12 protein-coding genes and 2 pseudogenes are annotated in these 15,229 nt (G+C 37.3%); all 14 read right to left on the bottom strand.

Annotated features, from left to right (window positions below; translation table 11 throughout):
- Positions 1 to 498: 498 nt before the first annotated feature.
- The 14 genes and pseudogenes from ACIQXF_RS16890 to hutU all read right to left on the bottom strand — a co-directional run bounded on the left by ACIQXF_RS16890 (position 499) and on the right by hutU (position 15,225).
- On the bottom strand, positions 499 to 2,352 hold the full coding sequence (locus ACIQXF_RS16890; protein ID WP_402784938.1) for an SLC13 family permease: 1,854 nt from the start codon (positions 2,350 to 2,352) through the stop codon (positions 499 to 501).
- Between the two features lie 428 nt (positions 2,353 to 2,780).
- Positions 2,781 to 3,395, bottom strand: coding sequence for a nicotinate-nucleotide adenylyltransferase (gene nadD / locus ACIQXF_RS16885; protein ID WP_402784928.1), 615 nt, complete (start codon positions 3,393 to 3,395; stop codon positions 2,781 to 2,783).
- A gap of 22 nt (positions 3,396 to 3,417) precedes the next feature.
- A pseudogene (locus ACIQXF_RS16880) lies at positions 3,418 to 3,762 on the bottom strand (hypothetical protein).
- Between the two features lie 46 nt (positions 3,763 to 3,808).
- Positions 3,809 to 4,362, bottom strand: a pseudogene (locus tag ACIQXF_RS16875) (cysteine hydrolase family protein).
- Between the two features lie 83 nt (positions 4,363 to 4,445).
- Positions 4,446 to 5,246: an NUDIX domain-containing protein gene (locus tag ACIQXF_RS16870; protein WP_402784926.1), complete on the bottom strand. Its 801-nt coding sequence runs from the start codon at positions 5,244 to 5,246 to the stop codon at positions 4,446 to 4,448.
- Between the two features lie 182 nt (positions 5,247 to 5,428).
- Complete coding sequence (gene pruA / locus ACIQXF_RS16865; RefSeq protein WP_402784924.1) at positions 5,429 to 6,976, bottom strand: L-glutamate gamma-semialdehyde dehydrogenase; 1,548 nt, start codon at positions 6,974 to 6,976, stop codon at positions 5,429 to 5,431.
- Positions 6,977 to 7,033: 57 nt separating this feature from the next.
- Entirely contained in the window at positions 7,034 to 7,921 is an 888-nt protein-coding gene (gene dapA, locus ACIQXF_RS16860; protein ID WP_402784922.1) for a 4-hydroxy-tetrahydrodipicolinate synthase, read from the bottom strand.
- A 21-nt stretch (positions 7,922 to 7,942) separates the two neighbouring features.
- A complete protein-coding gene (locus tag ACIQXF_RS16855) occupies positions 7,943 to 8,929 on the bottom strand; it encodes a hydroxyacid dehydrogenase (RefSeq protein ID WP_402784920.1) in 987 nt (328 codons plus the stop codon).
- Between the two features lie 109 nt (positions 8,930 to 9,038).
- Positions 9,039 to 9,761, bottom strand: a complete 723-nt coding sequence (locus tag ACIQXF_RS16850; RefSeq protein ID WP_402784918.1) for an amino acid ABC transporter ATP-binding protein — start codon at positions 9,759 to 9,761, stop codon at positions 9,039 to 9,041.
- Entirely contained in the window at positions 9,758 to 10,414 is a 657-nt protein-coding gene (locus ACIQXF_RS16845) for an amino acid ABC transporter permease (RefSeq protein WP_402784915.1), read from the bottom strand. Before ACIQXF_RS16845 ends, ACIQXF_RS16850 begins: the two co-directional genes overlap by 4 nt.
- Before the next feature lie 29 nt (positions 10,415 to 10,443).
- Complete coding sequence (locus ACIQXF_RS16840; RefSeq protein WP_402784912.1) at positions 10,444 to 11,220, bottom strand: transporter substrate-binding domain-containing protein; 777 nt, start codon at positions 11,218 to 11,220, stop codon at positions 10,444 to 10,446.
- A 153-nt stretch (positions 11,221 to 11,373) separates the two neighbouring features.
- Positions 11,374 to 12,090: a GntR family transcriptional regulator gene (locus ACIQXF_RS16835; RefSeq protein WP_402784909.1), complete on the bottom strand. Its 717-nt coding sequence runs from the start codon at positions 12,088 to 12,090 to the stop codon at positions 11,374 to 11,376.
- 196 nt (positions 12,091 to 12,286) lie between these two features.
- A complete protein-coding gene (hutI, locus tag ACIQXF_RS16830; protein WP_402784906.1) occupies positions 12,287 to 13,558 on the bottom strand; it encodes an imidazolonepropionase in 1,272 nt (423 codons plus the stop codon).
- Positions 13,555 to 15,225 (bottom strand): urocanate hydratase, encoded by a 1,671-nt coding sequence (hutU, locus tag ACIQXF_RS16825; protein WP_402784903.1) that lies wholly within the window; start codon positions 15,223 to 15,225, stop codon positions 13,555 to 13,557. Before hutU ends, hutI begins: the two co-directional genes overlap by 4 nt.
- Positions 15,226 to 15,229 lie beyond the last annotated feature (4 nt).

Genomic DNA, 15,229 nt, shown 5'->3' with positions numbered 1-15,229 from the left:
GAGCCAGGATCAAACTCTCCATAAAAGAAATTTGATTAGCTCAAATTGTTTTGCTGGCATCTTTATGATGTCCAAAATTTGTTTTGTTCACTAACTCAAGGTTAGCTACTAAAAACTTTATTGATTACGTTTTGCTTGTTCAGTTTTCAAGGTTCATATCGCCGCTGTTTTCCCAGCAGCAACTCTTATATAATATCACATCATAAACTCCGTGTCAACAACTAATTTATTTAATTTAATTGTTTATCAGCAGTTATCTTAGCGACTTGTACAATATTACACTCATAATTCAAAAAGGTCAACACTTTTTCTAATAAAAAAAATACTTTTTCATTTCAATGAAAAGCTTCCTATATAAATGATGATTACGAAAAAAATAAAATTAGACTCTTCATCTTAAGTTAATTTAACTTTTTTCTATCTAAAATAGAATTTTATCATAACCTTAAATAAAATATTAATAGAAATTAAAAAAACTCGGTGTAGAGACCGAGTTTTTTAAAACGGGAAGAAAAATGGGATTGCTAGCATCATGACAATAAACATAACAATCTGCAATGGCATTCCAATCTTAACAAAATCCATAAATTTATAACCACCTGCTGTCATCACAAGTGCATTTGTTGGTGAAGCAATTGGTGTAACAAACGCCATACTCGCTGCTACAGCAACAGCAATCATAAATGTTGTTGGGCTAACTTCCATAGCAATCGCTGCATTCATAGCAATTGGCGCAAACAATACCGCAGTAGCAGTATTGCTAATAAATTGACCAAAGATAACTGTTAATATATAAACACCAATCAGTACCCCGTAAGGTCCATAGTCACCAAGCGCATTGATAATACCATCAGATAAGATTGTCATTCCTCCTGTTTTCTCCAATGCTGTAGCCATAGGAAGCATTGCAGCAACAAGAACAATACTTTCAAAATTCATATTGCTGTATGCATCCTCCATATTACGTAAACAGCCAGTTAATAACATAAGTACAGCACCAATCATCACAGAAATAACAGCAGGGAAAATTTCAAAAGCCATTAGCACAATCATTAAAAGCATAATGACACCTGCAATACCGGCTTTCCCCGTAGCAGCCGCAACACTCGCATGTTCCTTCGGCTGACCAACAACAACGACATCTTGTGTTTCTCTTGCAAGTAATAGGATTTCATCCCATGCACCTTGTACTAAAATGGCATCTCCGAATTTCAATTTATGTGTCACCATGTCTTGAAGTTTATAGCCACCTCTACGATTTATACCGATTATATTAAGATTGTATTTTTCTCGGAAGCCAAGAGAGCCGACAGTTTCATTTATAAAGCTAGAATTTGGGGTTAATAATACTTCCGCAATACCAAGATGCTTTGATACCAATTCATCAGCCTCCCCTTCGGCTAACTCCCGCATCTCTAAATTATAATCCATAGTAAAGCGACGAATATCCTGTTCCTCGCCTTGGACATATAGTTCGTCCCGGGCATGCATCACACTTGTTGGCCCCGCCATTTCTTGATATGTCATCGGTAACAAATTAATGCCTTCTTGTGATTTCCGATGAATTTTCATCATACAGAGCGCATATTTGGCTGGGAGTTTTAATTCTGCCAATGATGTGTCAATGATATGTGAATCCTCCGGAACAAAAACTTTGAACAAACGATTGTTCAAATCATATTGTTTAATAATCTTCTTTGGAGAAAGTTTATAGCCGGAACTAGATTGTGTACGGTTTTTATCATTTGGTAATAGTATATTTCGAACTAGTACTAAATAGGTAATACCTGCAATCATCCCAACAATACCAATGGGTGTCACTTCGAAAAAGCCCAGCTTTTCATAACCACGATCAACCAATAACTGACTGACAATTAAATTTGTCGGAGAGGCAATAAGTGTCATAAGCCCAGAAAGACTTGCAACGTATGATAGTGGTAGTAAGAACTTTGACGGGCTTACCTTCATACTAATCGCTATACTCACAACGATTGGCATCATCAAAGCTACAGTACCTGTATTACTCATAAATGCACCGACAGAGCCCACAATAATGAGCAATAACACAAATAATTTAAGTTCACTATTACCTGACCATTTCAGCAGCAACTGCCCCGCCATCCCCGCAAGTCCCGTACGTAAAATTCCCGCTCCCACGACAAATAGCCCTGCAATCATTAAAACTACAGAGTTAGAGAAACCAGCGAGTGCCTCAGTTGGCGTTAAAATATCTGTCATGACAAATGCTAGAAGTGACACAATTGCCACGAGATCTGCTCGTATTTTATTGGTCACAAACACAAAAATTGTTACTCCTAAAATAAGAAATGTTAATGTAAGCTGCACATCCAAGAATTCCTTTCTAACATTAATCATTGCGATCGACTAGAGATGATACCAAAATCAAAACTCTAGCCATTGTGACACCTTACCTCTTAGGTACCACAATATTTACCTCGCATTACCAGGCAGTAATTTATCTGAACCAAAAGCGAAGCGAGGCATCGGGTACAAGACTCCTAATTTAAGATGTAATTAAGATACTGCCCGTAAATGCCCGATTGATGAAGACTAATAATCAGCGGGGTGAAGAAAACCCCCACTGATTAAGTTTCACTTTTATTATATCTTACCTAGAATTATATATGATAAAATTCACCATCTTTTCAAAATAAAAATAAGTGTGGAATTAATCCACACTCCAGCATTTCTATAAAAGACAGAAAAAAACGAGACAATTTCGAGATCCTCACAACATGGAAAATGGCGGGGCATTCCGTTTATTTTTTATAAAGACCATGCTCTTTAATGTAGTTATAGCAAGCGTCAGGCAATAAATACTTTGGTTCCCCACCCATTGCAAATTCTTCTCGAATATAGCTAGAGCTAATTTCCATCGCTAAGCCTTTGTCCATTAAATGGAATCTTCCATCATCATGATTCCTCAAAATCGGAGAACGACTAATCGTTGAAAGCATATCAACTCCATGCCTCGCCATTACAATAAATTTATTTTCAGCAACTAATGCGTCACTCTTTTTCCATAATCCCGCACCAATATCTACTAATAAATCGGCGCCCATAATAAAATGAACTTCATTCTCTGGATGCTTTTCTCTAAAATATTTCATGGTGTCATATGTGTAAATATTCCAGCCTTCTTGATTCATTTCATAGGCATCTGCAATAAAGCGATCATCCTTGGCAATCGCTAGTTGTAACATATTCCAGCGATGAGTATCCTCTGTCTTTATTGTTTTATCCCTTCGTTTATTCGAGCAAGGTAAAAAAATAACCTTATCTAATTTACAGCGGTGTGCGACTGTGCTAGCTGTCCAAAGATGAACATTGGTAATCGGATCAAAGGATGAACCATATATACCTATTCTCGCCATCGTATCTTCCTCCTGTCACTTTCTATCTAGTATCAGCTTCTGCCAATGTTGCCTCTATTCGTAGGATTGGCTCATTGGCAAAAACTAGCTCACCTTCCCTCATCCCCTTAATAGTTCCTGTAAACCTAAGATCCTGTATGTATTGTAGAAACTTCTCTGGATATTTCCGCTCTTCTCGCAAATATTGAATGTCAGAATCCAATATTATTTATAAACTCTATCACTTTTTTAAGCCAGCGAATATCGCATAACCATTGCCAAATGGAAGTTTTCTAAAGTATAGCTCAAAAACAGCTTTACGTTGATGAACACCATCTTGCCAATAGGTTTGAACCATACTAATTTGATATAATTCCGTGTGTAACATGAGGCTATCGTCTGCATATTTCATGTTTTTCCTCCATTCTTTTAGGTCAAATAATAGTAGCACCAAGTGTTTGCTCGAAATGACTTAACGTCCACTCATGCCCTGATTGATTAAAAGATGCCACAGCATTTTTATGAATCACAATGTCGAAGCTTTATTATAAGCATCTACTGCTGTATGAAGAACACAGATATCTGTACAAACCCCAATTAAATGAAGTTCAGTGATGTCTCTTTCACGTAATTTCAACTCCAAATCGGTCCCTGCGAAGGCAGAGTAGCGCGTTTTATCGAGATAATAAACATAGTCCCGCTCTTTATTTGATTCGTATAACGCTTTTAAAGCTCCATATAAATCTCTACCTTTTGTATTGCGAATATTATGAGGCGGAAATAGCTTTGCTTCTGGATGATAAACATCCCCTTCTTCATGAACATCTATAGCAAATACAGTAAACTCGCCATTCCTGATAATTTCTGTTGTTAAGTCAACATTTGCCTGCTCAAGCAGTTGTCCAAGCTCTTCACAAGTTAAAGCTCCATCTGTTGCAACAAAATCCACTGTGTAATCAATATTAATTAATGCTAGCTTTTTCATCATTTTATCACTCCATTTAAAATTAATTAGTAATACTTAAATTACAAATTACTTTCATTAAAATAAACAGGAAAGACGAATCTTTCCTAATGGTAAATGGACTCAACAATTTCAAAATCATTAAATGTATATAGTTGTGAAGGTCTGAAAGAATTACGTTTTGTCTTCTTCGGCTTCCCTTCCTCATCCAATACCCTTTCGATAAAAGGTAGTTTTGGTACCTTTGTAAAGAATACAGAATCATTGGAAATTCGGGAATCCTCTCCGACTGTCAGGAGTACTCGCTGTAATTCAGACAGAGTAAATTCCTGTGGTAAAAAATTTTTAGCAACTGTTGTTTGTATCATATCTCTTTTAATAAATGCCAATGCATCGATAATAATTTGACGATGATCAAATGCTAGTTGAAGAGTAAATACCTCCTCTATATCAAATAGCTCCACCTCAGCGGCATCATCATTTGCCTGTCGTTGCTCAATAAATATTTCTGGAACAATGGCGTAAAAGGCATTTGAAATCATCCAACCGCGAGGATCTCGATCAATTCCATCGTATACACCAAAATGTTGTATATGTAGACCCTCTACATTTGTCTCTTCTTTTAACTCCCTTTTCGCAGCAATATAGGCTGTTTCCTTCTGACTAGCATCTATAAATCCTCCTGGAAGTGCCCATTTGCCTCCTTCGACATTTGGATTTCCTTCAGCATCCTTTGCTGCACGCTTGATGAGCATAATCTTTAGCGTCATATTCGGCGGTGCTTTTTCTTCTTTTTTTTCTGAGACAATTGTAAAAATAGCAATATCCGCTCTATAGCCATCAGGTGTTTGATATTTTGAGGAATCGTAGTTTGCAATCACTTCTTCTTCACTACGGAATTTTGTCATTGAAAAAACTCCTTTATTAAAACAATTTAAGTAATTTGTAATTCCGTAATTACTATTTAATAAAATAATACTTGTTAACACTAATAATTGCAACTCTTTTTTAACTAAAATTAACCAACCAGTTGCCTATATAATCATCGACAATTGGTTGGTTTATGCAATGTTATTATAAAGCCTTGCTATTAAAGCATTTCTGAGCTTGTTTTTGCCTGCATATGAAGAAGTAAATAATCCGGACCACCAGCCTTGGAGTCTGTTCCTGACATATTAAATCCACCAAACGGCTGATATCCAACAATAGCGCCCGTACAACCACGGTTGAAGTAAAGATTTCCGACATGGAATTCTTCACGAGCCTTTTCTATATGCCCACGGTTATTTGTAATCACTGCACCCGTTAAGCCATATTCTGTATTGTTAGCAATTTCAATTGCATGATCAAAATCCTTCGCCTTCGTAAAGCCGACTACTGGTCCAAAAATTTCTTCCTTCATAATCCTTGCCTCTGGAGAAAGGTCAGCAAATACGGTTGGCTGAATAAAGTAACCGATAGAATCGTCCCCTTCTCCACCTGTCAACAGCCTTCCTTCCTGCTTACCAATCTCAATATAATCCATGATTTTATTATAGGCATTCTGATCAATTACAGTTGCCATGTAGTTTGTATAGTCAGTTGGATCACCTTGAGTCAATTCATTGGTTAATGCTACCACACGTTCAAGAACTTGATCATATACATCTTCTACAATAACTGCACGAGAACACGCAGAACATTTTTGACCAGAGAAGCCAAACGCAGAGGATACTATCGAAGTCGCTGCTAATTCTAGATCTGCTTCTTTATCAACAACAATTGTGTCCTTTCCACCCATTTCTGCAATCACACGCTTTATCCAAATTTGCCCCTTACGAACTTTTGAAGCACGTTCAAAAATACGGAGGCCAACATCACGTGAACCTGTAAAGCTTATAAATCGTGTGTCTTTATGGTCGACCAGATAATCCCCCACTTCTGAGCCGCTTCCTGGGACGAAGTTAAGAACACCTTTAGGAAGACCTGCTTCTTCCATCACTTCAACGAATTTAGCAGCAATCACCGGAGTAGTGGAAGCTGGCTTCAATAATACTGTATTACCTGTCACAATTGCTGCAACTGTTGTTCCAGCCATAATCGCAAATGGGAAGTTCCATGGAGAGATAATAATCCCTACCCCTAATGGAATATAGTTATAACGATTAAATTCATTTGGACGACTTTGAACAGGTGAGCCGTCTTTAATTAAAAGCATTTGACGACCATAATACTCCAAGAAATCAATGGCTTCAGCTGTGTCTGCATCTGCCTCCTTCCATGGCTTACCTGCTTCCTTTGTTAACAATGCTGAAAATTCATGCTTTCGTCGACGAATAATTGCCGCAGCCTTAAATAAAACATCTGCGCGAAACTCAGGTTTCACTTTTTTCCACGTTTTAAATGCTTGAACAGCTACCTGCATAGCTTTCTCAGCTAGCTCTTTGTTCGCCTTCGATACACGTCCAATCACTTCTCTTTTATTGGAAGGATTGTAGGAAATAATCTTATCCTCTGTGGTAATTCGCTCGCCACCAATCACTAAATCGTAATCTTGCCCTAAGTACCCTTCAACGGTTTGTAAAGCATTAAAATAATCTAATCGATTAGCTTCTACACTAAAATCAGTAAACGGCTCATGCTTATATGCTACTACCATATATACCTCCAATATTGTTATCCACTCAACATATTGAGCTAAAAAAAATTATTATCCTTATCTTACTGGTACAACCAGCTCTGTTAATGTATTTTTAAGCTCTGCTTCAATACTAGATGAAGCATCTACTAACGGCACTGATACTGAACCAACAGGTATACCGACTAAATTTAATGCGGTTTTTAGAGGTCCTGGATTTCCTTCTTTATATAGCGTCTTCATTAATGGGAAAAACTTTTTATGCAGCTCTACTGCCTCATCATAGTTTTTCTCTTGAACTAAGTCATAAATCTTCACCCATACTTCTGGAATAAGATTTGAGCTAGCTGTTATAGCCCCTGGTGCTCCTGCAATAAATGAGGACACCGCTCTGAAGTCCTCTCCACAAAGAACGGAAATTTTATCACCAACAGTTTGAAGTAGCTCAAGAACATCACCTATATTATCTGAGCAAACTTTCATTCCAACTACATTTGGTACATTTTCAACAATCTCTTTTACTGTATCATTAGCCAAGTGAATGCCTGTTTTATAAGGAATGTTATAAAGGATAATTGGCATCTCTAAACATTTATCAATCGCTTCATAGTATTCGATAAATCCTTGTTTTGTTGGACTTACATAATATGGTGTCACAATCATTACAGCGTCAGCACCAGCTTGTTTTGCATAGCTACCTAATTCCACATTGTCGCCTAATCCTGGAGAAAGCAAGCCTACTACTACCGGCACACGACCATTGACAGTTCTTAATGCAACATCAATAGCAATTTTTCGTTGTTCCATATTGAGAGCAGCATATTCTCCTGTTCCACCTAATACAAGCAAAGAATGAATATTATTATTTAGCTGATCCTCGATTAAATTTGCGAAGCTTTGTTGATCAACAGACCCACCCGGATGTAAAGGTGTTACTAACGCAGTCATAATTCCATTAAACCCCATTTTAATAATCTCCTTTAAATATTATTTATAAGCCTTTGCATTACCTAATGCTTGTGGATTTACTATATTTCTTGGTATTTTCCCTTTTAACACAACACTAATTTCGTGTGTTATAGATTCAGAGCATCTATCTTTTGCCTCTAATGTATCGCCACCAAAATGCGGTGTGAAAATCACATTCTCCAATGCAAGAAGAGGGTTATCACTATTTGGAGGCTCTTGCTCTAAAACATCTAACGCTGCACCAGCTATTTTTTTAGTAACTAATGCGCTATATAATGCTTGTTCATTTATCAATGAGCCTCTCCCTAAATTAATAACAAATGCTGAAACTTTCATTAACTCAAATTGCTTTGCAGAAAATAAATGATATGTGCTTTTCGTTAGTGGTGCATGTAAAGAGATAAAATCACATATTGGAAGACACATATTTAAGTCATCCATTTTAACAACACCATGTAGCTGCATCTCTGATTCTGTAACAAATGGATCAAATCCTAAAACATTCATATTAAATGCTCTTGCTTTTTTAGCTAAATCCTGTCCGACCCTTCCCATTCCTACGATTAAAAGCGTCTTCCCGTTCACTTCCATAGGAAAATACGATTCTCTATAATGCCATTCATTAATTCTGACTTTAGAATCACTAATATTTAAGTTTCTACTTAAAGCTAAAATAGACATCATCGCATGCTCTGCAACAGAAGTGTAATTACTTGACGGTGCATTCAATACGACTATTCCATTTTCTGTTGCACTTGGAACATCTATATTATCTAGCCCGACCCCATGCATTCCCACAACTTCAAGGGAGGGGCAGCTTTCTAAAATATTTCTTGTAATTTTTTCTGTTCTAACAATGACGGCGTGGGCTTGATGTTTGTTTATAAAGTCTATAAGGGTAGCCTCTGAGCCATTTGGTGCCAACACTACATTAAAATGATTGGTCAAGTACTCAACACCATTCGGTCGAATCGTTGGTTCAATTAATAAGACTGTTTTTGTCATGTAATTCCTCCTCCGAAAATATATTTGTAATACTTAGTATACTAAGTTGTTGTAAAAAAATTTGGAGAATGGGAGCCTTTGTTTAGCAACAGAAAGACTCCATTAGTTTTTATAATACTTTTGATAAAAATGCTTTTGTTCTTTCATGAGATGGGTTTGTGAATATATCTCTTGGATCTCCTTCTTCTACTATATTACCACCGTCAATATAAATAACTCGATCAGCTACTTCACGGGCAAATCCCATTTCGTGTGTGACAATGACCATTGTCATCCCTTCTTGTGCTAATTGTTTCATAACCCGTAAAACCTCTCCAACCATTTCTGGGTCCAGTGCAGACGTTGGCTCATCAAATAGCATTACATGTGGCTCCATTGCTAATGCTCTCGCAATAGCAACACGCTGTTGTTGTCCACCCGATAAATTAGAGGGATAAGCGGTTGCTTTCTCTGCTAAACCTACTTTTTTTAACAGCTCCATCGCTTGTTTTTCAACTTCCACTTTTGTTTTCTTTTTGAGTCTTATTGGTGCTAATGTAATATTTTCAATAACCGTTTTTTGCGGAAATAGGTTAAATTGCTGGAAAACCATCCCCATTTTTTGACGAAGTTTGTTAATATCAACGGTTTTATCTAAAATATTTTCGCCTTCTATAATAATTTCGCCACCACTCGGTTCTTCTAATAGGTTCAGGCATCTTAAAAATGTACTTTTACCAGAACCAGATGAGCCTATAATACAAACAACCTCTTTAGCTGCAATCTCTGTGCTAATATTTTTTAGAACTTGTAAATCTCCAAAGGATTTAGATAGACTATTAACCTTTATCATGTAATAACAAACCTCCGTTCCATCTTAGCAGAAATAAGGGAAACAGTATAAATGGTGATAAAGTAGAATAATCCTACCATCGTTAATATTTCAAAGGATCTAAAATTCATAGCATAGATGGATTGTCCAACCATTGTTAATTCAGCTATTCCAATAACTGACAGCATTGATGTATCCTTAATTGCGTGCGTTAATTGGTTCACAAATGACGGAATCATACGTCGTACAGCCTGTGGTAAAATGATTAAAGCCATTGTTTGAGCATATGAGAAACCTAAGGACCTTCCTGCTTCCATTTGTCCCTTACCAATTGATTCAATTCCTCCACGGAAAATCTCTGTATTATAAGCTCCAATATTAAAGCTTATGGCAATCAGTCCTGCTGTAAAAGCCGAAAGATGTATATCCAAAGCTGTTGGTGCACCAAAGTAAATAAATAATATTTGAATTAGTATTGGTGTTCCGCGAATCAGATTAACATATATTGCTGCAGGATATCGTAAAATGGCATACTTTGACATTCTCATAAAACATGCAATTAGCCCAATTATAAATGAGAAAATTATTGATAAAATGGATATTAATAGCGTCATATATAACCCTTGCAGAAGATAAGGCAGTGCATCTGTCATAACTTTGAATGTTGTTTCCATTAAAACACCTCACTTCACATTAACTATGTTTATTTACCAAACCATTTTTCATGGATTTTGTCATATTCCCCATTTTTCTTAACTGTTTTTAAACCAGCATTAATCTTATCTGCTAACTCTTTGTTCCCTTTTTTAACAGCGAATGCATGCTCATCGACTGTCATATGCTCTCCAACAATTCGGAACTTTACATTGTCACCATCTACCGCTAAACGATACTCAACTGTTGGAGAGTTAAGCACAAGCGCATCTGCATTTCCATTTTCTACATCTAAATACAGAGCATCTGTTTCTTTTAGAGGCTTTGCTTTTCCACCATATTTATCTGCTAATTCCTTTGCCTTTTCAAATGTTGTAGAACCTTGTGTAGCAACAATTGTTTTTCCTTTTAAATCTTCGAAGGATTGGATGGAACTATCATTTGCTACAGCAAGCACTAATCCAGAATTTAAAAAGATCTCTGAGAAATCTACAACTTCCTTGCGTTCTTCACGTATTAATAGCGAGGAAGCGATATCTACCTGATTAGATTGTAAGCCTGGAATAAAACCATCAAATTTCATCTCTTTAAATTCCAGCTCTAAATTTTCCTTTTCTGCAACCGCTTGCAATAAATCATATTCAAAGCCAGTTAATTTACCATCCTGTTTAAAAATAAGAGGCGGATAGTTATTTAAAGCAGCTACGCTTACTTTTTCGACACCACCAGTACCTGCATCAGAGTTGCTATTGCTACACCCCACAAGAATTATGGACAACACCCCAATAGTCCCCAGTAAAAATAACAATCTTTTCATCTTATACATTACTTCATCCCCTTCACTCGCATTTATTTTATTAATTCTGATAATAGCGAATAATTAAATAATAAATTATAGTACTGAGGATGTCAATAACTTATAATACTAAGTATCATAAAAAATAGATCTATATTTTATCAATATCAAATGGGATGCTTTTTAGTATCTGAAATAAGAATAGTACTTCCAATTATCCGTATTTATATAGAAAATATTTAAATCCATAGGAACCTTATTTTCTGCATAAGATATTCTCGTCCCTCTTAACACAGCAGATGTATCTGGTATTTGCAAAGCACCTGCAATATAAGGAGTCGCAATAACAGCTTCTATTTCATCCTCCACCTCAACAATATCGATATTTGATTGCTCTTTTAATAGTTGTTGCACGGAAGAAATCGCTGTATTTTCTTGATAAATCTCAGAGCATATTACCGGTCGGATATAGTGCTCTAAGAAAAACATTGGTTGATTGTTCAAATATCGAATTCTTTTTAAATAAATGAGTTCTGTATCCTCTTCTAGTTTTAACAGCTTAGCAAAGTGTGGATTGACCACCTCTTTAATTTCAATAGTCCGAACAGATATTTTTTCCCAATCATTTGAATAATGGTTTCTAAAACCTGACATACTAGTCCAAGTTTGTTTTGGTTGTTGGTTGCTGACAAAAGACCCCTTCCCTTGCACTCTATGAATTATTTTGTCATTTTCAAGCTGCTTTAGCGCATTTCTCACTGGCGTACGGCTTACCTTGAATATTTTTTCTAGCTCTGCCTCCGAAGGTAAAATATCACCAACAAGATATTTGCCCTCTGCTATTTCTTGCTTAATTGTGTCATAAATTTTCTGATAGGCTGGTTTCGTTTGAATTGTCATCTACCCCATTTCTTTTTAGAATATAATACCCTATAATTCATTATTTTTACAAATACTTATAATACTAAGTATATTTAAAAAGTACTTAGTATTACTAACATAGTATAGTAAATAATTATTGTTTAATTATAATCATTAAAAAATCCCCTCATAAAAAAACTGAAGGGATTAAAATATTATCTTATTTGTAAAAAGGTTAATTTGAAAGAATACCATTTCGCACAACAATTCGCCCTTTTTTAATAACAGTATTTGTATGATTCATGCCATAGAAATATTGTAGTTGTTTGTAGTTAGCAACATCTAAAATAACAACATCAGCTTGTTTTTCTGCCTCAAGTGAACCAATTTGTTCGCCTCGATTAAGTGCGTATGCGGCATTAATCGTTGTCGCTGTTAGTACTTCCTCCAGCGTCATGCCCATATGCATACAAGCTAAATTCATAATAAATGGTAGACTCATTGTTGGTGATGATCCAGGATTAAAATCTGTGGATATCGCTACAGGTACCCCTTCATCGATCATTAGACGCCCCCTTGCAAATGGTGCACGTAAGAAGAATGCAGTTCCAGGCAATAATACAGCAATCGTACCCGCTTTTGCCATTCTTTGAATACCCTCATCAGAAGCAACCAACAAATGCTCTGCTGAAATTGCTCCAACCTCTGCAGCAAGCTCTGCCCCCTTATACGGCTCAATTTCATCAGCATGAATTTTTGGCGTTAAACCAAGTGCTTTTCCAGCCTCTAAAATACGCTGTGATTGCTCTGGTGTAAAGACGCCTTTTTCACAAAATACATCATTAAATTCAGCCAGTTTTAGCTCCGCTACTTTTGGTAGCATGTCATGAATCACAATCGCAACGAATTCATCTTCACGGCCCTTATAGTCTTGCGGTACTGCATGTGCTCCCATAAAAGTACTAACGACATCAACATCATGAGTTGCTTGTAATTTTCTTGCTACCTCTAGCTGTTTCATTTCCGTTTCCCAATCCAAGCCATAGCCTGATTTTGCTTCAACTGTTGTCACACCATGCTTTAAAAACACATCTAAGTGCTGCAGCGTCTTTGCATATAAATCTTCAAAGCTAGTTTCTCGTGTAAGCTTTGTTGTTGCGTGAATTCCACCACCTGCATTCATAATTTCCATGTAGGTAGAACCATTAAGTCGCATATTAAACTCTTGCTCGCGCGTCCCACCATGAACTAAATGCGTATGACAATCCACCAAACCTGGCATCACAATCTTACCAGAAGCATCAATAGTATCTGCTTTCTTGACTAAATCAGGGAAATCTACTGCCAGCTGTTCAAAAGCCCCAACAGCTATAATACGATCTTCCTTTATAAGGACACTACCATTTTCAACAACCGCAATCTCTCGCATTTGTTCCTTCGTGCGCGGTCCTTGGGCATTACTTTTTAATGTAATGACTTCATTGGCATTTTTGATTAAAATGGTCACTTCACATCATCCTTTAACATTGGTATATGCACACCTTTGTTTTTCGCTGTTTGAATCGCAATGTCATAGCCAGCATCTACATGACGCGCAACGCCCATTCCTGGATCAGAAATTAACACTCTTGCAATTTTCTCTGCAGCAAGTGCTGATCCATCTGCTACTAACACTTGGCCTGCGTGCTGAGAATAGCCCATACCTACACCACCACCGTGATGAACACTTACCCAGCTTGCACCACTCGCTGTATTGACAAGTGCATTTAAAATTGGCCAGTCTGATACTGCATCAGAGCCATCCATCATACCCTCCGTTTCACGATTTGGCGATGCAACAGAGCCTGAGTCTAGATGATCTCGCCCAAAGACAATCGGCCCTGATAGCTCACCATTGGCAACCATTTCATTAACCTTCAATGCAAAGCGATGTCGATCGCCATAGCCTAGCCAGCAAATTCGTGCCGGTAACCCCTGCCATTTAACCATTTTTTGCGCCATATCAATCCAATTCACAAGACCTTCATCTTCAGCAAACATTTTTATTGCAAGTGCATCTGTTTTATAAATATCCTCAGGATTGCCTGAAAGTGCCGCCCAGCGAAATGGTCCTTTGCCCTCACAGAATAATGGACGAATATATGCTGGCACAAAGCCTGGGAAATCAAAGGCATTGGTTACGCCCATCTCTTTGGCATAAGCACGGATATTATTACCATAATCAAATACTTCTGCGCCCGCCTGTTGGAATTCAAGCATTGTACGGACATGCTCGGCCATAGTTTCTTTTGCTTTTTGCTCATATGTTTTCACATCTGTTTTACGCAGTTCTAGTGCTTCCAAAAATGTCATACCATTCGGGACATAGCCATTAATCGGATCATGCGCAGATGTTTGATCTGTTACAAAATCAGGGATAATTCCTCGATTCAATAGCTCACGATTAACGTCTGCACAGTTGCCAACAAGACCAATCGATGCAGGCTCTTTTTTGTCTCGTAGTTTATTGACTAACTCAATTGCTTCATCTACTGTCTCCACAATATAATCACAGTAGCCTTCTTTTATTTTGCGTTCAATTCGGGCACGATCCACTTCGACTACTAAAATTACAGCGCCAGCCATTTTTCCAGCTAAAGGCTGTGCACCACTCATACCACCCATACCACCTGTCAGGATGAATTTACCGCGTAAATCGGCTGTGCCAAATACTTTTTTACCTGCTTCTACAAATGATAGATACGTTCCTTGTAAAATCCCTTGTGCACCAATATAAATCCAGCTACCAGCCGTCATTTGACCATACATCATTAAATCGCGGTCCTCTAACTCATAAAAATGCTCCCAATTTGCCCACGCTGGTACTAAATTAGAATTCGCAATTAACACGCGCGGTGCATGTTCATGTGTGCGGAATACAGCTACTGGCTTCCCTGATTGAATAAGAAGGGTTTCATCATTCTCTAATTCTTTTAATGAAGCAATAATTTGCTCGTAGCACTCCCAATTACGCGCTGCCTTACCGATTCCCCCATAGACAATTAGCTCATCTGGATTTTCAGCTACTTCCGGATCTAAATTGTTCATTAACATACGCATTGCCGCTTCCTGTGTCCAGCCCTTACAAGTTAGTTCATTCCCACGTGGTGCACGAATGCTCGTTTTGAATACCATAAAA

Source organism: Lysinibacillus sp. NPDC097231, from assembly GCF_044761885.1.
In the GTDB taxonomy this organism is placed as follows: Bacteria; Bacillota; Bacilli; order Bacillales_A; family Planococcaceae; genus Lysinibacillus.
Note: the sequence above shows the minus strand (reverse complement) of the source record. Positions and strands in the feature narration are given on the sequence as shown.

What these genes read in the sequence shown, in the direction of transcription:
- nadD (WP_402784928.1), bottom strand. Translation starts at nt 3,395, where the DNA reads ATGGCGAGAATAGGTATATATGGTTCATCCTTTGATCCGATTACCAAT.
- ACIQXF_RS16870 (WP_402784926.1), bottom strand. Translation starts at nt 5,246, where the DNA reads ATGACAAAATTCCGTAGTGAAGAAGAAGTGATTGCAAACTACGATTCC.
- pruA (WP_402784924.1), bottom strand. Translation starts at nt 6,976, where the DNA reads ATGGTAGTAGCATATAAGCATGAGCCGTTTACTGATTTTAGTGTAGAA.
- dapA (WP_402784922.1), bottom strand. Translation starts at nt 7,921, where the DNA reads ATGGGGTTTAATGGAATTATGACTGCGTTAGTAACACCTTTACATCCG.
- ACIQXF_RS16855 (WP_402784920.1), bottom strand. Translation starts at nt 8,929, where the DNA reads ATGACAAAAACAGTCTTATTAATTGAACCAACGATTCGACCGAATGGT.
- ACIQXF_RS16850 (WP_402784918.1), bottom strand. Translation starts at nt 9,761, where the DNA reads ATGATAAAGGTTAATAGTCTATCTAAATCCTTTGGAGATTTACAAGTT.
- ACIQXF_RS16845 (WP_402784915.1), bottom strand. Translation starts at nt 10,414, where the DNA reads ATGGAAACAACATTCAAAGTTATGACAGATGCACTGCCTTATCTTCTG.
- ACIQXF_RS16840 (WP_402784912.1), bottom strand. Translation starts at nt 11,220, where the DNA reads ATGTATAAGATGAAAAGATTGTTATTTTTACTGGGGACTATTGGGGTG.
- ACIQXF_RS16835 (WP_402784909.1), bottom strand. Translation starts at nt 12,090, where the DNA reads ATGACAATTCAAACGAAACCAGCCTATCAGAAAATTTATGACACAATT.
- hutU (WP_402784903.1), bottom strand. Translation starts at nt 15,225, where the DNA reads ATGGTATTCAAAACGAGCATTCGTGCACCACGTGGGAATGAACTAACT.